The organism is Pseudoxanthomonas gei (assembly GCF_010119615.1).
GTDB classification, from domain to species: domain Bacteria; phylum Pseudomonadota; class Gammaproteobacteria; order Xanthomonadales; family Xanthomonadaceae; genus Pseudoxanthomonas_A; species Pseudoxanthomonas_A gei.
This window is the reverse complement of sequence record NZ_QOVG01000009.1, coordinates 82,521-105,418: the sequence shown is the minus strand read 5'-3', so window position 1 is coordinate 105,418 and position 22,898 is coordinate 82,521. Positions and strand designations below refer to the sequence as shown.

Sequence of the window (22,898 nt, the reverse complement as noted above, 5' to 3'; positions counted from 1 at the left end):
TCGCCATGAGCGAGGCGCCCAGTTCGGACCTGCTGCGCGAGCATCGCCTGCACCCGTGGTCGTGGCTGTTCGTGCTGCTGCAACAGCTCAGGCAATTCCTGCTGCCACTGGTGGCGCTGCTGGTCTTTGGCGGCGGCTCCGGCCGCGAGGGGTTCTGGACCGGCATCGGGCCGTTGATCGCGGTGGGCGTGCTGGTGGTGATCTCGGTGCTGCAGTACTTCACCTACCGCTACCGTATCGGCCGCGACGGATTGAGCATCCGCGAAGGCTGGCTGCACCGCAGCCTGCGCGAGATTCCCTATTCGCGCGTCCACAACGTGGTGCTGCACCAGACGGCTTTGCACCGCCTGTTCGGGGTGGCCGAAGTGCGCCTGGAATCGGCCGGCGGGCAGAAGCCCGAGGCGCAGATGCGCGTGTTGCGCCTGGACCAGGCCCTGGCGCTGGAAAGCCTGGTCAAGCATCGCGGCCAGGTGCTGGCCGTGGATACGCCGGTGGTGCCGGTCGACAGCCTGCTGTCGCTGCCGACTGCCGAAGTGATCCGCCTGGGGCTGGTGTCCAACCGCGGCATGATCGTGATGGCGGCCGCATTCGGTGCGGCGTGGCAGCTGTTTCCCGACCAGGTGATGGCGAACTACGTCGAGACGCTCGGGCGGCGCCTGTTCGGCTATGCCAGCCACCTTCAATACGGCTGGTTCACCACTGCCGCGGCGGTCATGGCGCTGGTGCTGCTGGCACTGCTGGCCTTGCGCCTGTTGTCCGTGGTGCTGGCGCTGATGCAGTACCACGGCTTCCGCCTGAGCGAGGAAGCCCGGCGGCTGATGGTCGAGCGCGGCCTGCTGTCGCGGTTGCGCACCAGCGTGGCGCGGCGGCGGATCCAGGCCTGGACCCTGCACGAAGGAATGCTGCATCGCCTGCTGAAGCGACGCAGCCTGCATATCGACACTGCCGTGGCCGAACAGCAGGGGAAGGGTGACGGGCGCGCGCTGAAGGAACTGGCGCCCATCGCCACGCCCGAGGCCTGCGACGCGCTGGTGCGGCACCTGTTGCCGCAGGTGCACTGGCCGCGGACGGACTGGATCGCCCTGCCCGCCAGCGCCTGGTGGCGGCTGTTCCTGCCTGGCGCACTCCTGTGCGTGGCGGGCGCGGCAGTGCTCAGCGCGTGGCAGCAGCACGCCTGGGGATTGCTGCCGCTGCTGTGGCTGCCATGGAGCGCTTATGCCTCGCGCCAGCAGGCGCGGCGCGCGGCCTATGCCGTGGACGAGCGCCTGGTCGCGATCCGTGGCGGCTGGTGGTCGCGCTATTGGCGTTTTGCGGAAATCGACAAGCTGCAGGCGCTGCGGCTGGTGCGTTCGCCCATTGATCGCCGCATGGGCACGGCCAGCCTGTGGCTGGATACCGCCGGTGCCAGCGGGCTGGCGCCGTCCTTGCAGCTGCGGTTCCTGCCGGAAGCCGATGCGCGCGCGCTCTACCGGCAACTGTCGAGTGCGCTGGCACGTCGACGGCTGCGCTGGTAGCGGAGCTAGAGCCAGCCGCGGACCACGGCGGGCAGGCGTTCCCGGAAGGCGGCGTCGTTGGCGAGGAAGAAGCGCCGTCCCGCCGCGCCCAACGCGTCACACTGGGCCTCGTCCAGGGCCAGCGCGCGTTCGACCGCTTCCGCAATCCCGGCCGGATCGGCAAGCCAGGTCACAGCCGCTGCCTGCCGGCCAGTACGGGCCACTCCGATCAGGATGCCGCGCTCGGCGGTGACCAGCTCATTCATCGGCGCCCCGTCGGTGGTCAGGGTCACCGCACCCACGCTGAGCGCTTCCATCAGGTAGTGCCCATAGCCCTCGGTCTCCGACGGACACAGGTGGAAGCGGTGGGCGTTCTGCATCTCCCGCAATTCCTGTTCGGGCACGTAGTCGGTACGCAGGACGACGTTGGCCAGCGGCTCCTCGCTGCCGGCGGGGCGGCGCGAGCGCTGCACGATGGTCAGTGGCGGCCAGTGCGGGTGCTGCTTCCACGCGGCCAGCAGTGCCCCGGTACCCTTGTTGCCGCTCTTGCCGGGGACATGCAGGAAAGCGCGCCGGCGTTCGACCCCGCCTTCGTACCGGTCCTCGCTGGTGAAGCCGATGTATTCGGTGCGGCTGCCGAGGCCGGCGAAGATCTCCCCGGCATGCCCGGTCTTGACGAACACGCAGTCCATCTTTCCCAGCAATGCGATGTCCTTTTCGTTGAGGTACTCCGGATGCGGGACCAGCACGTTGCGATCGGCCCACGGCAGGTACTCGGCACGGATGTGTTCCTGCATCAGGTTGAGGCGGAAGGGCGGCTTGCGGCCGCAGACCCGTCGCCACAGGTTGCCTGCCCGCACTCGCCAGGGACGGAACCATTTGCGCAATTTTCCGCGCCGCAGGGCGGTAATGGAGATGTCCAGCCCGGCATCGGCCAGAGTCCTGGACATCAGATGCATGTCGCGGGTCAGGCCCGCCCCGTTGTCGGCGATGATCAGGTTTATGCGCACTTCGGGATTCCGTGGATAACCGGCGGCAGGTAAGGTGATGCTGGGGGCGCCACATTCGCTGGTGACCGGCGACGATCTTGCGGATCCGGCCCCTGTGCACGCCTGTGCATTGTTTCCGTCACCCCCCTGAATCGATCGGGAAGCCAAGGATGCGCCTGAATCTTGAATCCGGCCCGCAATCAACCGCCTGGCCCTGGCGCCTTCTGAATCCTGGCGCTGCATTCCGCAGGGGATACGGGCGGTGACCGCGCCCCCGTTGCTCGTTCGCTGCGGGGCCTTCGGCGATGTAGTGGTGCTGACCACCCTGGTCCACCTGCTGGCCGCACGCTACCAGTCACCGGTCGATGTGGTCGGTGCCGGTGCCTGGACCCGCGCGCTGCTGGCCGGCGACCCGGCGGTGGATCGGGTCGAGCTGATCGCCAGCCGCAATACGCCTTACCCGTTGTGTCCCAGCCAGTGGCGCGTGGCGCACTGGTTGCGCCAGCGCGGACGTGGGCCGGTCTACATGTGCGACAACCACCCACGCCTGCTCGCGCTGCTGCGACGCGGCGGCGTGCCGGAGGAAGACATCGTGCGTCGTCCGCGGGAACCCGCCGGTGCCGCGCCGCGGCTCTGGCCCGACCTGTGGCTGGAAATGGGCCAGCAGGACCCACCCGCTTCGTATCGCACCGTCGCGGTGGCCGCGCAGGATTACCGGCTGCCCGCGCTGACCGTGAGCGAGGCGGCGCGCGTGGAATTCAAGGCCTGGCGGACAGCCAGGGGGCTGAGCGGTCCGCTGGTGCTGCTGCAGCCGGGCAACAAGCGCACCCACAAGCGTGGGACGCTGGCCACGCGCCAGCATCCCAAACACTGGCCGCCCGAATCATGGGCCGCGCTGGCCCGGGCAATCTGGCAAAGCAACCCGGATGCCCAGGTGCTGCTGTGTGGTTCGCCGGCGGAAGCGGAGGTGCTGGAGGAAGTGCGCGCGGCGGCGGCCAACGACCCGCGAATGCACAACCTGGCCCCTGACCTGCCGATCCCGCGCCTGCTGGCCCTGATCGAAGCGGCCCACAGCATGGTCTCGGTGGACACCGGTCCCGCCCATGCCGCAGCGGCCCTGGGCTGCCCGCTGGTAGTGATGTTCGGGCCGGCCTCGCCGCTCAAGTGGCGGCCGCTTGGCCCGGCCCAGGTCATCGCATTGCAAGTCGACAAGGGCGACGACAGCCAGGTGCGCGACCTGCCGGCGGCACGGGTGATTGACGCGTGGCGGTCATTGCAGCCGCGGGATCACTGCGGCCCGCCTGCCGAAGGTCAGCCAGGCAATCCCCAGTAACCCAGCCGCCCGCGAATCTGCAGTGCACGCAGTCGCGCCGCCAGCGGCTTGCGGCACAGCACGCCGAGCCTGCCGGCACAGAAATCCTCCGCCGCGGCCAGCACGCGTTCGCTGGAACGACCGTCGCGATACGGGTGGATGCTGTCGGCGTAACGCACGATTTCGCCCTGCAGCTCCGGCGAGGGGGCGAAGGCCTGCGCCAGCATCGCCGGCAGCTGTGCCGGATCGCTGAAATCGAGCATGTGCGGTTTCGGAGCGCGGTTGCGGAAGGTCACCACCGGCTTGTACTGGACCAGGAATTCGGAAACGATCGATGAGGTGTCCGACACCAGCACGTCGGCGGCGCGTTGCGCGGCCACCAGCTGCTCGGTTTCCACGAACGCCGCGTGGGGTCCCGCCAGTGCGCGATAACGCTCGAACAGTTCCGGCGCGCACTTGGGATGCAGGGTCAGCAGCCAGTAGCGGTCACCGCGCGCGATTTCCGCGGCGATCGCATCGAGCAGCCACGGCGCGGCGCTCAGGCGTTCGGTGAAGGTGGAACCAAACAGCACGACCGGGCGGCCGCCGGCGGGCGCCTTGAGCAGCAGGTCCTCTCCAGTGTCGTCCCGGAACAGCGGATCGAGCTTGGGCCAGCCGGTTTCAACCACGGCGAAATGGCCCTGGCTGGCCGCCAGTGCCTGGAACGGGGCGGTGGTGGCCGGTCCCTGGGTGCAATACAGGTCGAACATGCCGCGCACCCGGAAGTGCCCGCGCGCGTCGCCGCGCTTTTCCACGTTGAAGCCATGGAACAGCTGCACCTTGGCACCGGCAACGAAGGGCGGCACCCAGTTGGCGGCGCTGAACACGGCGCGGGGCTTCAGCTGCACCGCCTCGCGCATCCCGACAGCCTGCACCGGTGCCTGCCATGTGCCGCCGGCCGCCGCGCCTTCCAGCCAGGCGTGCACCGAGTGGCCCGCTCCATGCAGGGCCCAGGCCAAAGGTTGCAGAATAGGCAGCGCATACCGTTCGGTAGCAAACAACAGGTAATCGGCCATCGACATGTCCTCCAGCGCCACCGGCAACGAGCGGCCCCGGCTTCCGGCCTGCAAACTTTCAGCCTGCATTATCACGTTCAACGAGGCCGACCGCATTGCCGACTGCCTGGCTTCGGTGTCGTTCTGCGACGAAGTGGTGGTGGTCGACTCCGGCTCCACCGATGACACCGCGGCCATTGCCGAGCGCCTCGGCGCACGCGTGCTGCTGCGGCCGTTCGATGGTTACCGCAGCCAGAAGGCGTTCGCCGCGGCGCAGGCCGGCAATGACTGGATCCTCAGCCTGGACGCCGACGAGCGCATCAGCGAGCGCCTGCGGCAGTCGGTGCAGGAAGCCCGGGCGGGTGGTTTCAGTGGTGCGTCGGGCTATCGCTTCGCGCGGCTGTCGTTCTACTTCGGCAAGTTCCTGCAGCATGGCAATGCCTATCCCGACCAGGGCCTGCGCCTGTTCGACCGCCGCCGCGGCGGCTGGCGTGGCGAGCGCGAGATCCACGAGGCGGCCAGCGTGGACGGCCCGGTGCTGCTGTTGCAGGGCGACGTGATTCATTACCCCTACCGGTCGCTTGAGCAACAACTGGCCAAGACCCAGACCTACGCGCGGATGATGGCCGAACACGAATACGCCCGCGGCAAGCGTGCCTCGCTGCTGAAACTGGTGCTGTCGCCGGCGTGGCGCTTCTGGCGCGGCTATGTGCTGCGGCTGGGCTTCCTGGACGGATGGCAGGGCCTGGTCTATGCCTACGTGCGCGCCAATTACGTGCGCCAGAAGTCGATCATGTTGTTGCTGATGCAGTACGGGCAGCCGGTACGCACGCCGCCACGCGAGTGATCCGATCCGCGGGCTTCAGCCCTTGCGCAAGCGCGCATAGAAGAACCCGTCCATGCCCTGCTCGCCCGGTAGCCGTTGGCGTCCCGGCCCGGCCTCATGGCCGTAGCGTGCATCCAGCGGCTCGGCGCGTGCGTCGGGCGTGCGGGCCAGGAAAGCCGCGACCTGGTGTTCGTTCTCGTCCTTGAGTATCGAGCAGGTGGCATAGAGCAACACGCCACCGGCGCGCAGCGTTTTCCAGGTGGCATCCAGCAGGCGCGCCTGCAGGGCGGTCAACGCCACCAGGTCCTCGGGCCGCCGGTGCAGGAGCACGTCGGGTTGGCGGCGCACGATACCGGTCGCCGAGCACGGCGCATCCAGCAACACGGCATCGAAGGCTTCGCCATCCCACCAGGTCGCGGTATCGGCGGCGTCGGCGGCGCGGAATTCGGCGCTGGCACCGACCCGCGCCAACGTTTCGCGCACGCGGTTGAGGCGGCGCGCATCGACATCCAGCGCAAGCAGCCGAACCGAGGGATCACGTTCCATCAGGTGCGCCGCCTTGCCGCCGGGCGCGGCGCAGGCATCAAGCACGCGCGCACCTGGCGAAAGCGCAAGGGCATCGGCAACCTGCTGCGCCGATCCGTCCTGCACCGAGGCATCGCCTTCGGCAAAACCGGGCAGGGCCGATACCGCAACCGCCACGTCGATGCGCAGCGCGTCGACCAGGCCGGGCTCGGACAGCGATTGGATTCCCTCGGCCTGCAAGCGTGCGGCATAGGCCTCGCGAGTGCCCTTGCCACGGTTCACGCGCAGCCACAGTGGCGCGGCATGGGCACTGGCTTCGAAAATGGCCGCGGCGTGGTCGCCCCAGTCCAGGTTGATCCGGTTGCGCAGCCAGGCAGGCCAGGCCGCGGCCGGGCTCGATTCCGGGAAGCCCTCGCGCTGGGCGCGGCGCAGCACCGCGTTGACCATGCCGGCCTGGCGCGGACGCCCTAGCGCGCGCGCCGCTTCGACCGTGGCCGACAACGCCGCATGCGCGGGCAGGCCCATGGCATCGATCTGCGCGAATCCGGCCAGCAGCAGCGCGTGCAGGTCGCCGTCATTTTCCCCCAGCGGTCGCTGCAGCCAGTTTTTCAGCGCCGCGTCATAGCGCGCACGCTGGCGCAGCGCGGAGAAGCAGATCGCTTCCAGCAGCGCGCGGTCGCGCGGGTCGGGCAACTGCGGCAGGGCGGTGGCAAGTTCGCCTTTCAGCGAGCGCCCGCGATGGATCACCGCAGCCAGCACCTGGGCGGCCAGCACGCGGGTGGCCACGCCGGGCGCCTGCGGACCCGCCGCCTGGGTCATGGCGTGGCCAGGTCGCGGCGCGCGTTGAGGTAGTCGGCCGCGGTGATGGCCTTGCCGCCTTCGCGCTGGACCACGCGCAGGCGCAGGGCACCGTCGGCGCACGCGATATCGATTCCCTGCCGGCCTGCCGCCAGCAAGGTGCCGGGTGCGGCGCCGTGGGCCAGGTCCAGCGCCACCGCGCCGTGGATGCGCAGGCGTTCACCCGCGACCATGGCCTCGGCAACCGGCCAGGGTTCGAACGCAAGAACCTTCCGCGCCAGCACGGCGGCGGACTGGTTCCAGTCCAGGCGGGCCTCGGCCTTGTCCAGTTTATGGGCGTAGGTGACGCCGGCTTCGGGCTGCGGCCACGGCTTGGGCAGGATGTCGGCGCGGCGCAGGGCCAGGCCATCGCTGAGCACGCTGGCGCCAAGTTCGGCCAGACGGTCATGCAACTGGCCGCCGGTTTCGTCGGAACCAATAAGCGTGGTCTGGGCCAGCAGCACCGGCCCGGTGTCCAGTCCGGCTTCCATCTGCATCAGGCAGACGCCGGTTTCGGTGTCGCCGGCCTCGATGGCGCGCTGGATCGGCGCGGCCCCTCGCCAGCGCGGCAGCAGCGAGGCGTGCACGTTCCAGCAACCGAAGCGAGGAATCTCCAGCACCGCGCGCGGCAGGATCAGTCCGTAGGCCACGACCACCAGCAGGTCCGGCGCCATCTCGCGCAGGGCGTCCTGCGAAGACTTGCGCCGCAGGCTTTCAGGCTGCAATACCGGAATGCCACGCTGGGTGGCCTCCAGTTTCACCGGCGAGGGCGCCACTCCACGGCCGCGGCCCGCAGGACGGTCGGGCTGTGTATAGGCGGCGATCACTTCGCCCTGTGCATGCGCGGCGCGCAGGCTGGGGACGGCGAAGGCCGGCGTGCCGGCAAAAACGATTCTCAGGGACATGTGCGGGTTCTCGGTTACCGGTGGCTCGGGGAGGACACGCTGCGGACGTCCCAACCACCGGGAACCAGCAACCGGGGGCGGCTCAGGCCGCGTCGCCCGCCAGCTTGCGCTGCTTGGCCAGCTTCTTGCGCACCATTTCGCGCTTCAACGGCGACAGGTAGTCGACGAACAGCTTGCCGTCCAGATGGTCCATCTCGTGCTGGATGCACACGGCCAGCAGGCCATCGACCTGGATCTGCCGGGCCTGGCCGCTGCGGTCGAGGAAGCGCACGTCGATGGCGTCGGCCCGGGTCACATCGGCAAAGATGCCGGGTACCGACAGGCAGCCTTCCTGGTAGACCTGTTCGCCGGTGCGGGACAGGATCTCGGGATTGATGAACACCTGCGGGCCGGTCTTGTCCTCGCTGATGTCGATGACCATGAAACGCTGGTGCACGTCGACCTGGCTGGCGGCCAGTCCGATGCCGGGCGCTTCGTACATGGTCTCGAACATGTCGTCGAGCAGGCGCTGGAAGGCCGGATCGGCAACCTGGGCGGCATCCACCGGCGTTGCCTTGGTGCGCAGCCGGGGGTCGGGGAATTCAAGGATGGTGAGCAGTGACATGGCGATCGTATTGATGGGGATGCCGTCGGAATTCGGCAAGGCCTCACGGATTCTAACTCGCGGGCTTGCTTAGTGCCCCGGTTTCTGACCTATAGTAGGGACAACCTGTGGGGAATCAGGTGGGGATCATCATGTTCAGAAAATTTCGTACGGTTCTTGCCGCCGCCGCGTTCATCGTGGTCACCTATGCCGCGGCTGCCGAAATGTCCGGCACCCATCCCGACACCTATGTGGTGAAGCGGGGCGACACGCTCTGGGACATCTCGGGGAAATTCCTCAGGAAGCCCTGGCTGTGGCCGGAGATCTGGCAGGCCAACCCGCAGATCAAGAATCCACACCTGATCTATCCCGGCGACGTGATCAGCTTGGCCTACCTGGACCGCGTTGCGCTGCAGCCCGGCCCGCGCCAGGAAGCGCCGATCGGCGCGATCCCGCTGTCGGACATCGAGCCCTTCCTCAAGAACCTGCGGGTCACCGACAGCTTCCAGGATCTTCCTCGCGTGGTGGGGCTTGAAGAGGACCGCCTGCGCAGCTCGGGCGGCCAGCTGGTCTACACCGCCGGCCTGGAAGGCGCGCCGGTGGGCCAGCGGTTCGCCATCGTCCGCCCCACCCTGCGCTACACGCAGACGCGCTTCGTCTCCAACGGCCGCTACGGGACCTACAAGGAAGACCTCGATTTCCGCGGCAAGCGCGACGGCTCGCAGACCATCGACTGGGACCGCAACTGGAACAGCGCGGCCCTGGATACCGGCCCGCAGCTCGAGTTCCTGGGCTATGAGCTGGCCCAGGTCAGCGTTGGCACCCTGACCCGCGGCGTGGTGCCCGGTTCGAATGTCAGCACCCTGGCCCTGGAAGGCAACGGCCACGAAGTCCGCGTCGGCGACCGCCTGATTCCGGTCGAAGTCCAGCCGTATGACCTGCAGTTCTTCCCGCACGTGCCCAAGGTGCCGCAACCGGAAGGCAAGCTGCAGATCGCCGCAGTGGCCAGCGCCCTGACCTCCGGTGGCCCGCGCGACGTGGTCGCCATTTCCGGCGGCAGCCGCGAAGGCATCGACAACGGCACGGTGTTCTCGATCTGGCGCGAAGGCAGCCATATCGTCGACCGCCAGCACGACCCGGAAGACTCCCGCCCCACCGCGACGCGCCCGAACACGCGCACCGCCAAGGACGCCGGCGATTTCGTCCTGCCCGATGAGTACTCCGGCCACGTGATGGTGTTCCGCACCTTCGAGAAGGTCAGCTACGGCCTGGTCATGGAAGGCACCAAGCCTTCGCGCGTGGGCTACCAGCTCAAGCATCCCGACGCCACCTACTGATCGATCGGGTAGGGAACTTCCTATGCAACAACACGACGGCGCCTGAGGGCGCCGTCGTCGTCTGCAGCCTAGTCTGGGCGCATGGCCGATGACTCCCTTGCACTGCTCCAATTCATCCTTGCCGGCGGCGCCGTCGCCAGCCGCCGCGCCCTGCTCGACACGCACCTGACGCCGGCGCGCACCCTGGCTGCCGGCGCACCGGCGTGGCGCGCGGCCGGGCTGGCCGAAACCCAGATCCAGCGTCTGCGCCAGCCGCCTGCCGAGGAGCTGCAGCGCAGCCTGGACTGGCTTGCCCAGCCCGGCCATCGCCTGCTCGGATGGCATGACCCGGACTATCCCCCGCTGCTCCGCCGGATCAGCAGTCCGCCGCTGGCGCTGTTCGTGGAGGGCGACCCCGCCCTGCTCTGGCATGCCGGGGTGGCCATTGTCGGCAGCCGCTCGCCCACTGCCGGTGGGCGCGACAACGCCTATGCGTTCGCCAGGGCCTTTGCGGCCTCCGGCACGTCGGTGATCAGCGGCATGGCCACGGGCATCGATGCGGCCGCGCATGAAGCCGCGCTGGCAACGCCGGACGGCGTCACCGTCGCGGTACTGGGCACGGGTCCCGACTTGGCCTATCCGCCGCACCATGCCACCCTGCGGGACCGCATCGCGGCGCAGGGCGCGGTGGTCAGCGAGCATCCGCCCGGCACGCTCGCCAAGCCGTCACATTTCCCCAGCCGCAACCGCATCCTGGCCGGCCTGGCGCTGGGGACCCTGGTGGTGGAAGCCACCGAGCGCTCGGGCGCGTTGATCACCGCGCGCCAGGCAGGCGACTGCGGGCGGGAAGTGTTCGCCGTGCCAGGTTCCATCCATAACCCGCTCGCACGTGGCTGCCACCGCCTGATCCGGGACGGTGCCGGACTGGTGGAGACCGCCCAGGAAGTCCTGGACGCCCTGGTCCCGATGGCCAGCGAACTGGCCGAATTCCTCCGCGGCCGCCTTGCAGGCAGCGCCGCCCGGCCCCATATCGGCTCGGACAACGCGCTTGCACCATTGAGTCCTGACTACCAGCCCTTGTGGCTGGCCTTGGGTCACGACCCAACCGGTATGGATTTGCTGGTCGAGCGCACTGGATTGACGACCGCCGAACTGTCCTCCATGCTGCTGGTCATGGAACTGGATGGACGGGTGGCGGTCGAACACGGGCGCTACTCGCGCAAGACCTAGTTTCTTTCCTCCACAGCGTCAGGGACGCAGGCCGAGGGGCAATGAAAGAGAGCATCCTGGATGTACTGCTATACCTGTTCGAACACTATTTCACCGAAGACGCGGACCCGGTCCGTGATCGCGACTCGCTCCAGAACGGCCTGATCCAGGCCGGCTTCAGCCCCACCGAGATCAGCAAGGCGTTCGACTGGCTCGATGCCCTGGCCGAACAGCGCCCGGCCGCCAGCGAACCCCGCATTGGCGGCCCCACCCGCGTCTACCACGGTCCGGAGCTGGAAAAGCTCGACGTCGAGGGCCGCGGCTTCCTGATGTTCCTGGAACAGCACCGTGTGCTGGATGCCGACCAGCGCGAGCTGGTGCTGGACCGTGCCATGGCCCTGGACCAGGACGAACTGGACCTGGACGACCTGAAATGGGTCGTGTTGATGGTGCTGTTCAACCAGCCGGGGTCCGAGGCGGCGTATGCGTGGATGGAGACCCAGATGTTCGACGACGAACCTGAACCGGTACACTAGCTCCTGAATTTCTTCCCTATGCAAGGGAAGGCGAACCGTGCAGGGGAAACATGAGCGAGTGGTACTACGCAGCCGGCAATGACCGGCGCCTTGGGCCGTTGTCCAGCAACGATCTTGTCACCGAATTCCGCCAGGGCCGCATTGGCCTGGAAACCCTGGTCTGGCGCGAGGGGCAGCCGCAATGGCAACCCCTGGCTGACTTTTCCAGCGAGCTGGGACTGACCGGGGATACCGGTTCGGTCCTGCCGCCGCCGCTTCCCGTCGGCCCCGTGCGCGCCCCGCAAGCCTCCGCCCCGCCGCCCAAATCAGGCCTGTCCGGCTGCATGATCGCGCTCATCGTGGTGGCGGTGCTGGCGATTCCGGTGATCGGGATCCTGGCGGCAATCGCCTTGCCCGCCTACCAGCAGTACGTGGTGCGGGCCAAGGTCGCCAGCGTCTTGCCCGTGGCCGAAGCGCACAAGCCTGCGGTCTCTTCCTACCTGGCGCGCGAACAGGCATGCCCCGGCAATGACGACGCCGGTTTCGAGGCGCCCGAGCGCTACGCACAGGGCAGTGTCGCCTCCCTCACCTTCGGCAAGTTCGAGAGCGACCTGTGCGGGATGGAAGTGATCCTGGCCGTGCCCGGCACCAGCAAGGTGGATGGCAAGGCGCTGTGGCTGGAATACAACCCGGCCGATGAGTCCTGGCACTGCAGCTCGGAAATCGAGGACAAGTATCTGCCGGCCCAATGCCGCGGCTAGCCGGCGGCTACGGCATTCAATAAACGTGCGCATCTGATCTGGGGAAAAAACCGATGTCGAACTGGTACTACGCCGACGCCCAACGCCAGCGGCAGGGGCCGCTTGCTGCGGAGGAGCTGGCCCAACTCTTCCATCAGGGCCGCTTGCGCCTGGATACCCTGGTGTGGCGCGAAGGCCTGGCCGACTGGCGGCCGCTGCGCGACTTTACCGGGGAATTGGCGCTTCACCAGGCGCCGGCTGAAACCTTCTACAAGCCGGTCGATGCCCTGCCCGCGGCGGCGGCATCGATGCAGGCCGGCCCGGTCGGCGGCGACGCCGGCGCTCGCTCGGATTCGCCGTATGCGCCTCCCGCCGCCGCCCTGACCTCCGATGGAGCCCTGTACGGGGATGGTGAGGTGGTCTACGCCGGTTTCTGGAAACGCGTCGCCGCTTACGTGATCGACGGCATCTTGGTCGGTATTGCCGGCGGCATCATGGGGGCCATCGTCGGTGGCGTGCTCGGGGCGCTGATGTCGACCGGCAGCAACGGCTTCGGTGGGGGCTTCATCTTCATCCAGGTGATCACCAACGTGGTCTCGATCGCGCTGGCTGCGGCTTACTACGCCGGCTTCCATGCCTCCACCTCGCAGGCCACGCTGGGCAAGATGGCCATTGGCATCAAGGTGGTCCGGACCGACGGCAGCCGTATCAGCGTGGGCCGGGGCGTGGGGCGTTATTTCGCCACCATCGTCAGCAGCCTGATCCTGGGCATCGGCTTCCTGATGGCGGCCTTCACCGAGCGCAAGCAGAGCCTGCACGACCTGATGTGCGACACCCTGGTGGTGGACAAATGGGCCTATACCGCCCATCCGGAATGGCAGAAACCTGAACTGGGGACGGTGACCGTGGTGGTCCTGGCCCTGTTTGGCGTGCTGATGCTGCTTCTGGGGCTGGTCATGGCCTTCGCAATCGCAGGAATCGCCGGTTCCATGCGTTGACCGGAGAAAGTCCGCGCTTGACAGGGCGGGGTCCGGCATGATTCCACTATAAATAGAAGAAACCTGAACGCCCGGGGCAAACACCCCGGGCGTTGGCTTCTACGCCCCGACAAACTCAAGGACACTCGCCGGCCCTGCCGGCGCTTCGAACCCAACCATGCCAAAGCACCTGCTTATCGTCGAATCGCCGGCCAAGGCCAAGACGATCAACAAATACCTGGGCAAGGACTTCACCGTCCTGGCCTCCTACGGCCACGTCCGTGACCTGGTGCCGAAGGAAGGCGCGGTCGACCCCGACAACCAGTTCGCGATGAGCTATGCGCTGATCGAGAAGAACGAAAAGCACGTGGAAGCGATCGCCAAGGCCGCCAAGGGCGCCGACGACATCTTCCTGGCGACCGATCCGGACCGCGAGGGTGAAGCGATCAGCTGGCATATCGCCGAGATCCTGAAGGAACGCGGACTGCTGCAGGACAAGCCGCTGCACCGGGTGGTGTTCACCGAGATCACCCCGCGGGCGATCAAGGAAGCCATGACCAGGCCGCGCCAGATCGCCGGCGACCTGGTCGATGCCCAGCAGGCCCGCCGCGCACTGGATTACCTGGTCGGCTTCAACCTGTCGCCGGTGCTGTGGCGCAAGGTCCAGCGCGGGCTGTCGGCCGGCCGCGTGCAGTCGCCGGCGCTGCGCATGATCGTGGAGCGCGAGGAGGAAATCGAAGCCTTCATCGCCCGCGAATACTGGAGCATCCAGGCCGAGTGCCTGCATCCCTCGCAGGCTTTCACCGCCAAGCTGACCAAGCTGGACGGGCAGAAGTTCGAGCAGTTCACCATTACCGAAGGCGATACCGCCGAAGCGGCGCGCCTGCGCATCCAGCAGGCCGCCCAGGGCGCGCTGCATGTCACCGACGTGGTCAGCAAGGAACGCAAGCGTCGTCCTTCGCCGCCGTTCACCACCTCGACCCTGCAGCAGGAAGCCTCGCGCAAGCTTGGCTTCACCACCAGCCGCACCATGCGCGTGGCGCAGAAGCTCTATGAAGGCGTGGCGATTGGCGACGAAGGCACCGTCGGCCTGATCAGCTACATGCGTACCGACTCGGTCAGCCTGTCGGTCGATGCGGTGGCCGAGATCCGCGACGTGATCGCACGCGACTTCGGCACCGGCGCGGTGCCCGACAAGCCCAATGTCTACGTGACCAAGTCGAAGAACGCGCAGGAGGCCCATGAGGCCGTGCGCCCGACCTCGGCACTGCGCACGCCCGCGCAGGTGTCCAAGTACCTGGACGACGACGCCCGTCGCCTGTACGAACTGATCTGGAAGCGCGCCGTGGCCTGCCAGATGGTGCCGGCGACCATGAACACCGTCAGCGTCGACCTGGCCGCAGGCAGCGAGCACAACTTCCGCGCCAGCGGCACCACCATCATCGACCCGGGCTTCCTGGCCGTGTACGAGGAAGGCAAGGACACCAAGACCGCCGATGACGAGGACGAGGGCCGCAAGCTGCCGCCGATGAAACCCGGCGACCGCATTCCGCTGGACCGCATCCACACCGACCAGCATTTCACCGAGCCGCCGCCGCGCTTCAGCGAAGCGTCACTGGTGAAGACGCTGGAGGAATACGGCATCGGCCGTCCGTCGACCTATTCGTCGATCATCCAGACCCTGCTGTTCCGCAAGTACGTCGAACTGGACAGCCGCCGCTTCAAGCCCAGCGACGTCGGCCGCGCGGTCAGCAATTTCCTCAGCGGGCATTTCACCCAGTACGTCGATTACGACTTCACCGCCAAGCTCGAGGACGAGCTGGACGCGGTGTCGCGTGGCGAGGAGGACTGGGTGCCGTTGATGGAACGCTTCTGGACGCCGTTCAAGCAGATGGTCGACGACAAGATGGAATCGGTCGACCGCAGCCAGGCCACCGGCGCGCGCGAGCTCGGCGAGGATCCCAAGACCGGCAAGCCGGTCAGCGTGCGCCTGGGCCGCTACGGACCGTATGCGGCGATCGGCAGCACCGCCGAGGATGCCGAGGACAAGCCGACGTTCGCCTCGCTGCGCCCGGGCCAGAGCATGCACACCATTTCCCTGGAGGACGCGCTGGAGCTGTTCAAGCTGCCGCGCAAGCTGGGCCAGGACAAGGAAGAGGAAGTCAGCGTCGGCATCGGCCGTTTCGGCGCCTTCGCCAAGCGCGGCAGCGTGTATGCCTCGCTGAAGAAGGAAGACGATCCCTACACCGTCGACCTGGAGCGCGCGGTGTTCCTGATCGAGGAAAAGGAAGAGATCGCGCGCAACCGCATCATCAAGGAATTCGAAGGCAGCGACGTCCAGGTATTGAACGGCCGCTATGGTCCCTACCTCAGCGACGGCAAGCTCAACGGCAAGATCCCCAAGGACCGCGAACCCGCTTCGCTGACCCTGGAGGAAGTGGTCAAGCTGATGGAGGAAACCGGCAAGCCGATGCGCAAGGGCTTCGGCAAGAAGACCGCGGCCAAGAAGACCACCGTGAAGAAGGAAGCGGCGCCGAAGAAGGCGGCCGCCAAGAAGGCGCCGGCCAAGAAGGCGGTAAAGAAAGCCGCGAAGGCCGTGGCCAAGAAGACGGTCGCCAAGAAGGCCGCGGTGCGCAAGCCGGCCTTCGCCGTGGTCGAACCTGCCAAATCCCTGCTGACCCCCTCGGCCAACATCGAGCTGGGCAAGAAGCGGATCGTGAAGGCGGCCAAGTAGGCGCTTTTGCTTGCTGCGGTCGGGTGACCCACGCGACCGCCTCGCCCCCGGTTGAATAGCTGCACGGCAACGTATTCCATGAGCGCATCGCCACTCTCGATTGCAGACACCGCCACCGCCCTGCGCGCTGGCGGGGTCATTGCCTACCCCACCGAAGCGGTCTGGGGCCTGGGCTGCGATCCGCGCGATGAGCAGGCCGTGCTGCGCCTGCTCGCCATCAAACGGCGCGACGTGGACAAGGGCCTGATCCTGATCGCCGCGCGGCTGGAGCAATTGCGGCCGTACCTGGACATGGCAAAGGTGCCGGCGCAGCGGTTGGCCGAGGTGCTGGCCAGCTGGCCGGGTCCGCACACCTGGGTCATGCCCGCAAGCAGCGAGGCGCCGCCCTGGATCACCGGCATGCACACGGGCATCGCCGTGCGCATCAGCGCGCACGCCGGCGTGGTGGCGCTCTGCAGCGCCTACGGCGACGCCATCGTCTCGACCAGCGCCAACCTCGCCGGGCAGCCAGCACCCCGCGCCCGTGAGGCACTGGACGCGGCGCTGCTGCCGCTCGTCGACGGCGTCATGTGCGGGGAAACCGGCGGCGGGGCCGGACCGACTTCCATCCGCGATGCACTGACGGGTGCGACCATTCGCCTGGCCTGAGAACACCCCACCGCCATTGTCTGGCCGTAGGAACTGAACGGCCTCGCGGCCCGGCCTTCTTTGCTGCTGCCGATGCGAGCAAGATGCGCGCATGCGTTCCCTGTACCTATTGCCCTTGCTGGCCTGCACCTTGATCACGCCGCTCGCTGTGCCGGCGGCAGCTGCGGACGTGCTGATCTATCGCTGCGTCGCGGCCAGTGGCAAGTTGACCTTGCGCGACTCGCCTTGCGCCAAGGGCGAAACCCAACAGGTCCGCTCGATGCTGCGCCCGAAGGACGCGGCAGCGGGCGTGGCTCCGGCAAAGCCCCCAGCGCCGCCCGCCGTGGCACCGAGGCGCGAAGTACAAGTGGTCTACCGCATGCCGGCCCGGCCGATGTACGAATGCGTCACTGCCGAGGGCGAGCGCTACGCCAGCGACAATGGCGAAGGCAATCCGCGCTGGCTGCCCTTGTGGGCGGCAGGCTATCCAGCCTGGTCGCACCGCGGCGGCGGCAACGGCCACCGACCACCGCGCGACCGTCCCGATGGCGGCTATCGTCCTCCACCGCAGGCGGGCGTGTTGCTGCCCGCCGGCGGCACCTGGGTGCGCGATGAGTGCCACGCCCTGCCGCAGGAGGAAGTCTGTTCGCGCCTCTCTGATCGCAGGTATGAAATCATCCGTCGCTACAACAGCGCGCTGCAAAGCGAACGGCGGCAACTGGAACTGGAACAACGCGGCATCGATGCGCGTATCGACAACGATTGCGGAAACCCCTGATGAAAATGCAAACCCTGTTGCTGGCCCTGTCGCTGTGCGCGCTGGATGCGTCAGCCAATGAAGTGGTGTTCTATCGCTGCACCGATGCAAGCGGCGCGCTGACCCTGCAGAACATGCCCTGTCCCAAGGGCGACCGGCAGGAAAAGAAGGTGATGCAGGGCGTCAACACCATCCCCATGGGTTCGGCAGCCACGCCGGCCCGCGCGACTCCGGGCACGGCGGCCAAGCCAGCGGCACCGCCCGCGCCGGCTGCCGCGGCGAGCCCGCCTTCCCGACCGGCCTCGGAGATCATCCCGGCGGAACCCGTGCAGACGCCTGCCCCGATTGCCGACTCGGCCCGTTTGCCGCCGCCGGTGCTGTTCCAGTGCATCACCTACGACAAGGACAGCTACATCACCGAGAGCGACGAGCCCAAGTCACGCTGCGTGGCGATGCAGACGGTAGGATTGGACGGCAATCCGCAGACGGGCGCCGGCGAAGCCTGCGAAATGAAACGCGACGAATGCGCCCGTGTTGCCGATGGCGCACTGTGCGATGCCTGGAAGAAGCGCGTAGGCGAGACCGAAGTGGCCTGGCGTTTCGCCCGCGTCGGCAACGAGGAAAAGAACAAGATCGAGTTCGAGCGCGCGCAGAAGATCTACCGCGAGAGCACCTGCGGCAGGTAACAGCGTTTGCTGGAAACGTCCGGGCCGCTGATCCCAGACGAGTCAAGCTTGCCAGCGGCTGTCCGGTCAAACAGCCAAGAGCAGCCGAACCATATCGACGCTGCGAGGCCAATGCATCGCCACGTCCTGTCCCTGCCTCGTCGCGGCGGGCGCGGAATGATTTGGCCAGGTCGTTGCAGGAGCGACGCGAGTCGCCAAGCCGGTAAATCATGGTTACGGAAGATGTTGGCAATCCGACGCTGCATGCTTCGCGACTCGCGTCGCTCCTACAACAGCCGCCAAGCCCCTTCTTCCCGTTCGCAGAACGGGCTCAAAACCCGTAGCGCAGGAAGCCGCCATCCACGGCGATGCATTCGCCGGTGATATAGCTGGCCGCGGGCAGGCACAGGAACCCCACCGCCGCCGCCACTTCCTCCGGTTCGCCGATGCGCCGCATCGGCGTGCGATCGATCACTTCCTCGTAGTAGTCCGCATTGGCCAATTTGCCCGAGGTGCGGCGGGTACGGATGTACCAGGGCGCCACTGCATTGACGCGCACGCCATCCTCGGCCCATTCCACCGCCAGGTTGCGGGTGAGCTGCTGCAGCGCGGCCTTGGTCATGCCGTAGGGCGCGCCGCTGCGCACCGCGGTCACGCCCGAGACGCTGCCCACATTGACGATGCTGGAGACCGCATGCCGGGTCAGCAGCGGATGCGCGTAACGCGAAAGCTCGAACGCCGAGAACAGGTTGATCTCGAAGATGCCGCGCCATTCCTCCTCGGTGTAGTCCACCGTGGCCTTGGTCAGGTTGCCGCCGGCGTTGTTGACCAGGATGTTGAGGCCATCGGCGTGGTCTTCGACCCAGTCCAGGATTTCGCGGCGATCCTCGTCGTTGGCCACGTCGGCGGCCATGGCGTGGATGCCGCGATCGGGGAACTCCTCCAGCAACTCGTCGCGCACCGCTTCCAGCGCGTCGGCGTCGCGCGCCACCAGCATCAGGTCGGCGCCGAAACCCAGCAGTTCGCGGGTGATCGCCAGGCCGATGCCGGCGCTGGCGCCAGTCACCAGCGCCAGTTGTCCGTCCAGTCGCCAGCGGTTCGGGGTCATCGCATCGCCTCTGCAGCGCCAGTGTTGGATGGGGTTAGCATACCGCCACGCCCCGCGGAGACGACCTTGATGAAAACGAACCTGTTGCGTAGCGCCTGCCTGGCACTCCCACTGCTGGCGCTGTCCGCGTGCAAACCGGAGCCGCCGCCCACCGACAAACCGCCCGAACCCAAGGCCGCCACCGCAGATGCCACCCAGCTCCGCGACGCGATCCAGCAACCGATCGACAGGGCCAAGGCCGTGGACGCAGCGAGCCAGCAGGCCGCCGATGACCAGCGCGCGGCGATCGACGCCGCAACCCAGTAGCCGTTAGTACATGGCCCCACTCCTTCCTCGTTGCGAGGAAAGAGCTTCAACCAGTCACAATCCGCAGAAGCAGTACACCAGGCCTTTCACCGGGGCGCCGTTGCGGTTGCTGGCGGCCTCTTCGACGAAGCGCAACTGCGCGTCCGTCTCCGGCATGGCCTTGGCCAGCAGGGCGCGGGCGAAGCTGGAATCCTTCAGCCAGGCAGCGCCCATGCGGCTGCCGGCGAAGCCGCCCATGAACTGCGAAAACGGCGAGCTCATCTTCTCGATGTAACGCACGCGGTAGGCGTCCGGCTTGCCCAGCTTGGCGCGCGCGGCCGCATCGGCCAACGCGGCTTCGAAGCCGCCAAGCTCGTCGACCAGTCCGCGTTCCTTCGCCTGCGCGCCGCTCCACACCCGGCCGCGTGCGATCGAATCGATCTCTTCCACCGACTTCTTGCGCGCCGCCGCGACCTTGCCGGTGAAATCGGCGTAGCCCTTGTCGATCACCGACTGGATCACCCGGCCCACCGCCGGGTCCATCGGCCGGCTGATGTCGAAGGCACCGGCGAAACGCGTGGTGCCGACGCCGTCGGTATGCACGCCCACCTTGTCCAGGGTGCGGGTGACGTTGGGGATCAGGCCGAAGATGCCGATGGAACCGGTGATGGTCGAGGGATCGGCATAGATGCGGTCGGCGTTCATCGAGATCCAGTAGCCACCCGATGCGGCCAGGTCGCCCATCGACACCACCACCGGCTTGCCGGCGGCCTTCAGCGCGGCGACTTCGCGGCGGATTTCCTCGGACGGGTATACGCCGCCGCCGGGAGAATCCACGCGCAGCACCACGGCCTTCACGTCTTCGTCGTCGCGGGCCTCGCGCAGCAGCGCCGAGGTCGACTTGCCACCCACGGTGCCGGCCGGCTGCTCGCCGTCGGTGATTTCACCCGAAGCGATGACCACCGCGACCTGCGGACGCTCATCACCGATCTTCAGGTGCTTGGCGTCGATCTGGGCCAGGTAGGCGGGCAGTGCGATGCTGCGGAACCCATTGTCCGAATCCTCGTCGGCCACGCCACGCTGGGTCAGCAGGGTCTCGATTTCTTCCTGCGTCTTCAGTCCGTCGACCAGCTTCTGCTGCAGCGCGAACTTGGCCAGGTCGCCACCCGCGGCCGCGATGCCTTCGGGCATGGTGTCGATACCCGAGGCCAGTTGTTCCGGCGTCAGCTTGCGCGCCTTGGCGATGTCGGCCAGGTAGCGCTGCCAGATGTCGTTCATCCAGAACAGGTCGGCTTCCTTGGATTCCTTCGATGCGGCATCCAGGATGTAGGGCTCGGCGGCGGACTTGAACTCACCCACGCGGAACAGGTGGACGTCCACGCCCAGCTTGTCCTGCAGGCCCTGGCGGTAGTACTGGCGATAGCGGCCAAGGCCTTCCAGCAGCATGCTGCCCATCGGGTCGATGTAGACCTCGTTGGCCTGCGCGGCCAGCAGGTATTGCGACTGTTCCAGGTTCTCGCCGAAGGCCACGACCTGCTTGCCGGAATCACGCAGGCGTGCAAGAGCGGCGGCGACCTCGCGCATCGAGGCATAGCCGCTGGGCTGCAGCTGGTCCACGCGCAGCAGTACGCGTTCGATGTTCTTGTCGTCCCTGGCGGCGTCGATGCCGCGGACCAGGTCGCGCAACTGGATCTCAGCGGCGTTCTTGTCGCCGAAGGCCTTGGCCAGCGCACGCGTGGCCGGGTCGGCGCTGTACTGCTCGACCAGCTTGCCTTCCGGCGCGATCACCAGGGTGGTGCGTTCCAGCAGCGGCTTGACGCCGTTGCCGCGACCGACCGCCGCCACGAAGATCACCAGCAACAGGAACAGCAGGCCGAAGAACAGGAAATTCAGGATCAGCCTGCGGGTGAAATTCATCACGTTCCACAGGCCGACGAAGAAGGCGGCGATGGGACCGCGATGGACGACTTGATTCATGGGGGGCGAGCTCCGGATAACTGTGACCAGCTTACCGGTTGCGTGCCTTGCTTACATGCCCCGTAAGTCACTGGTGGCACTGGGCAAGGCCGATCGCAGCAGGCGCCGGCTGCTGCGCTGGAAGCGCGCGGCCATCAATACCGCCGCGGCGGTCAGGCCCAGGATCAATCCCATCCACATGCCTTGCGGCCCCCACCCCAGGCCCAGGCCCAGGCCGATGCCCAGCGGCATGCCCAGACCCCAGTACGACAGCACCGCCAGCCACATCGGCACGCGCGTGTCCTTCAGCCCACGCAGCGCGCCGGCAGACAGCACCTGGATGCCGTCGGGAAACTGGAACGCCGCCGCATACAGGAGCAGGCTGCCGGCCAGGCCCGCCACCGCCAGGTCCCGCGTGTACAGCGCCACCACGGCACCATGGCCCAACAACAATGCGGTGGCGGACAGGGCCTGCGTGCCCAGCACGATCACGTAGCCGGCATGCGCGGCGCGGCGGATGCCGGCCGCGTCGCCCATGCCCAGCGCATGCCCCACCCGCACCGTGGTGGCTTCGGCCACTCCCATCGGGATCATGAAACACAACGCCGACACATTGATCGCGATCTGGTGCGCGGCCGCGGGCACGGCGCCCAGCCGCGCGATCAACAGGGCGGTGGCGATGAAGAGCCCGCCTTCCATCAGTACGGTCACGCCGATCGGCAAGCCGGTGCGCAACAGCTGCGCGATGGGCCTGGCCTGCGGGCCATCGAAGCGGGCAAACAATTGCAGGTGGGCGAAACGTCCGGTATTCCACAGATAGAGTGCGAAGGCGGCAGCCTGCGACCACATCATGATGGCCGAGGCGATACCCAGGCCGGCCGCCCCCATCTCCGGCACTCCGTAGCGGCCGAAGGTAAAAACATACCCCAGCGGCGCCAGCAGGGCCAGGCCGCCGAACCCGATCAGCATCGTCGGCAGGGTCCAGTGCATGCCCTCGCTCAGGTAACGCATGCAGAAGAACAGGGTCAGCGCCGGCGCGCCCCAGCGGATGCCGTGCAGGAAGCCTTTTGCACCGGGGATGATTTCCGCGCCGATGCCGAATGGAGCCAACGCATAGGGAATGAAGCTGAGGAAGGCGAACATCAGCAAGCCCAGCCCCAGCGCCAGCCACAGCGCCTGGCGGAACAGCGGGCCGATCTCGTCGCGCCGGCCGGCGCCGTTCAACTGCGACACCGAGGCGGTCAGCGAGATCAGCGTGCCGATCGGCACCATCATCGGCAGCCACAACAGCGCGGTGCCGATGGTGACCGCTGCCAGCGTCTGCGTGCCGTGGTGGCCGGCAATCACGTTGTCGACGAAGCCGATCAGGCCGGTGGACACGTGGCCCAGGACCAGCGGCAAGGCGAGCGTGGCGGTGGTGCGTACTTCGCTGCCGAAGCGCGTGGGGGTGAGGGGTTGCGGCGACATCCGGATTCTGGGCCCGACAGCGGAAGCGCGGATGCGCC

At 67.5% G+C, this 22,898-nt stretch carries 21 protein-coding genes; 13 read left to right on the top strand and 8 right to left on the bottom strand.

The features are described 5' to 3' along the window. Positions 1–5: 5 nt before the first annotated feature. Positions 6–1,514 carry a PH domain-containing protein gene (locus tag DT603_RS13330; protein WP_162350468.1) on the top strand — a complete coding sequence of 503 codons (1,509 nt, stop codon included), beginning with the start codon at positions 6–8 and terminating at the stop codon, positions 1,512–1,514. Between the two features lie 5 nt (positions 1,515–1,519). Here DT603_RS13330 and DT603_RS13325 read toward each other — a convergent pair whose 3' ends face one another. Continuing rightward, positions 1,520–2,503, bottom strand: coding sequence for a glycosyltransferase (locus DT603_RS13325; protein WP_162350467.1), 984 nt, complete (start codon positions 2,501–2,503; stop codon positions 1,520–1,522). A gap of 241 nt (positions 2,504–2,744) precedes the next feature. Between DT603_RS13325 and DT603_RS16265 the strand changes: the two genes are divergently transcribed. Then, positions 2,745–3,815 (top strand): glycosyltransferase family 9 protein, encoded by a 1,071-nt coding sequence (locus tag DT603_RS16265; protein ID WP_162350466.1) that lies wholly within the window; start codon positions 2,745–2,747, stop codon positions 3,813–3,815. On the opposite strand, the gene DT603_RS13315 is transcribed toward DT603_RS16265, so the two are convergent. Next, complete coding sequence (locus DT603_RS13315) at positions 3,794–4,849, bottom strand: CDP-glycerol glycerophosphotransferase family protein (RefSeq protein ID WP_162350465.1); 1,056 nt, start codon at positions 4,847–4,849, stop codon at positions 3,794–3,796. The genes DT603_RS16265 and DT603_RS13315 overlap by 22 nt on opposite strands. 4 nt (positions 4,850–4,853) lie before the next feature. Here DT603_RS13315 and DT603_RS13310 point away from each other — a divergent pair, with 4 nt between their 5' ends. Further along, complete coding sequence (locus DT603_RS13310) at positions 4,854–5,675, top strand: glycosyltransferase family 2 protein (protein WP_162350464.1); 822 nt, start codon at positions 4,854–4,856, stop codon at positions 5,673–5,675. Between the two features lie 15 nt (positions 5,676–5,690). Here the strand turns inward: DT603_RS13310 and rsmB are convergent, their stop codons facing one another. From rsmB to def, 3 genes are all read right to left on the bottom strand, one after another. Then, complete coding sequence (rsmB, locus tag DT603_RS13305) at positions 5,691–6,998, bottom strand: 16S rRNA (cytosine(967)-C(5))-methyltransferase RsmB (RefSeq protein ID WP_162350463.1); 1,308 nt, start codon at positions 6,996–6,998, stop codon at positions 5,691–5,693. After that, positions 6,995–7,915: a methionyl-tRNA formyltransferase gene (gene fmt / locus DT603_RS13300; protein ID WP_162350534.1), complete on the bottom strand. Its 921-nt coding sequence runs from the start codon at positions 7,913–7,915 to the stop codon at positions 6,995–6,997. The genes rsmB and fmt overlap by 4 nt, the downstream gene beginning before the upstream one ends. Before the next feature lie 88 nt (positions 7,916–8,003). After that, positions 8,004–8,525, bottom strand: a complete 522-nt coding sequence (gene def, locus DT603_RS13295) for a peptide deformylase (RefSeq protein WP_162350533.1) — start codon at positions 8,523–8,525, stop codon at positions 8,004–8,006. A gap of 131 nt (positions 8,526–8,656) precedes the next feature. On the opposite strand from def, the gene DT603_RS13290 reads away from it, so the two are divergent. The 9 genes from DT603_RS13290 to DT603_RS13250 all read left to right on the top strand — a co-directional run bounded on the left by DT603_RS13290 (position 8,657) and on the right by DT603_RS13250 (position 18,065). After that, positions 8,657–9,841 carry a LysM peptidoglycan-binding domain-containing protein gene (locus DT603_RS13290; protein WP_162350462.1) on the top strand — a complete coding sequence of 395 codons (1,185 nt, stop codon included), beginning with the start codon at positions 8,657–8,659 and terminating at the stop codon, positions 9,839–9,841. A gap of 81 nt (positions 9,842–9,922) precedes the next feature. Then, a complete protein-coding gene (gene dprA / locus DT603_RS13285) occupies positions 9,923–11,050 on the top strand; it encodes a DNA-processing protein DprA (RefSeq protein ID WP_162350461.1) in 1,128 nt (375 codons plus the stop codon). 41 nt (positions 11,051–11,091) lie between these two features. Beyond that, positions 11,092–11,565 carry a DUF494 family protein gene (locus tag DT603_RS13280; RefSeq protein WP_162350460.1) on the top strand — a complete coding sequence of 158 codons (474 nt, stop codon included), beginning with the start codon at positions 11,092–11,094 and terminating at the stop codon, positions 11,563–11,565. Between the two features lie 50 nt (positions 11,566–11,615). Then, positions 11,616–12,305: a pilin gene (locus DT603_RS13275; RefSeq protein WP_162350459.1), complete on the top strand. Its 690-nt coding sequence runs from the start codon at positions 11,616–11,618 to the stop codon at positions 12,303–12,305. A gap of 53 nt (positions 12,306–12,358) precedes the next feature. Then, positions 12,359–13,282: an RDD family protein gene (locus DT603_RS13270; protein WP_162350458.1), complete on the top strand. Its 924-nt coding sequence runs from the start codon at positions 12,359–12,361 to the stop codon at positions 13,280–13,282. 157 nt (positions 13,283–13,439) lie between these two features. Beyond that, on the top strand, positions 13,440–15,995 hold the full coding sequence (locus DT603_RS13265) for a DNA topoisomerase I (protein ID WP_162350457.1): 2,556 nt from the start codon (positions 13,440–13,442) through the stop codon (positions 15,993–15,995). 78 nt (positions 15,996–16,073) lie between these two features. Continuing rightward, positions 16,074–16,643, top strand: coding sequence for an L-threonylcarbamoyladenylate synthase type 1 TsaC (tsaC, locus tag DT603_RS13260; protein WP_162350456.1), 570 nt, complete (start codon positions 16,074–16,076; stop codon positions 16,641–16,643). A 91-nt stretch (positions 16,644–16,734) separates the two neighbouring features. Then, positions 16,735–17,400 carry a DUF4124 domain-containing protein gene (locus DT603_RS13255; RefSeq protein ID WP_162350455.1) on the top strand — a complete coding sequence of 222 codons (666 nt, stop codon included), beginning with the start codon at positions 16,735–16,737 and terminating at the stop codon, positions 17,398–17,400. Continuing rightward, positions 17,400–18,065, top strand: a complete 666-nt coding sequence (locus DT603_RS13250; RefSeq protein WP_162350454.1) for a DUF4124 domain-containing protein — start codon at positions 17,400–17,402, stop codon at positions 18,063–18,065. The genes DT603_RS13255 and DT603_RS13250 overlap by 1 nt, the downstream gene beginning before the upstream one ends. 310 nt (positions 18,066–18,375) lie before the next feature. On the opposite strand, the gene DT603_RS13245 is transcribed toward DT603_RS13250, so the two are convergent. Continuing rightward, positions 18,376–19,152, bottom strand: coding sequence for an SDR family oxidoreductase (locus DT603_RS13245; RefSeq protein ID WP_162350453.1), 777 nt, complete (start codon positions 19,150–19,152; stop codon positions 18,376–18,378). A gap of 69 nt (positions 19,153–19,221) precedes the next feature. Between DT603_RS13245 and DT603_RS13240 the strand changes: the two genes are divergently transcribed. After that, on the top strand, positions 19,222–19,458 hold the full coding sequence (locus DT603_RS13240; protein WP_162350452.1) for a hypothetical protein: 237 nt from the start codon (positions 19,222–19,224) through the stop codon (positions 19,456–19,458). 54 nt (positions 19,459–19,512) lie between these two features. Here the strand turns inward: DT603_RS13240 and sppA are convergent, their stop codons facing one another. Together sppA and DT603_RS13230 are read right to left on the bottom strand one after the other, a co-directional pair. Beyond that, positions 19,513–21,414 carry a signal peptide peptidase SppA gene (gene sppA / locus DT603_RS13235; RefSeq protein ID WP_162350451.1) on the bottom strand — a complete coding sequence of 634 codons (1,902 nt, stop codon included), beginning with the start codon at positions 21,412–21,414 and terminating at the stop codon, positions 19,513–19,515. Positions 21,415–21,465: 51 nt separating this feature from the next. Beyond that, positions 21,466–22,860 carry an MATE family efflux transporter gene (locus DT603_RS13230; RefSeq protein WP_162350450.1) on the bottom strand — a complete coding sequence of 465 codons (1,395 nt, stop codon included), beginning with the start codon at positions 22,858–22,860 and terminating at the stop codon, positions 21,466–21,468. Positions 22,861–22,898 lie beyond the last annotated feature (38 nt).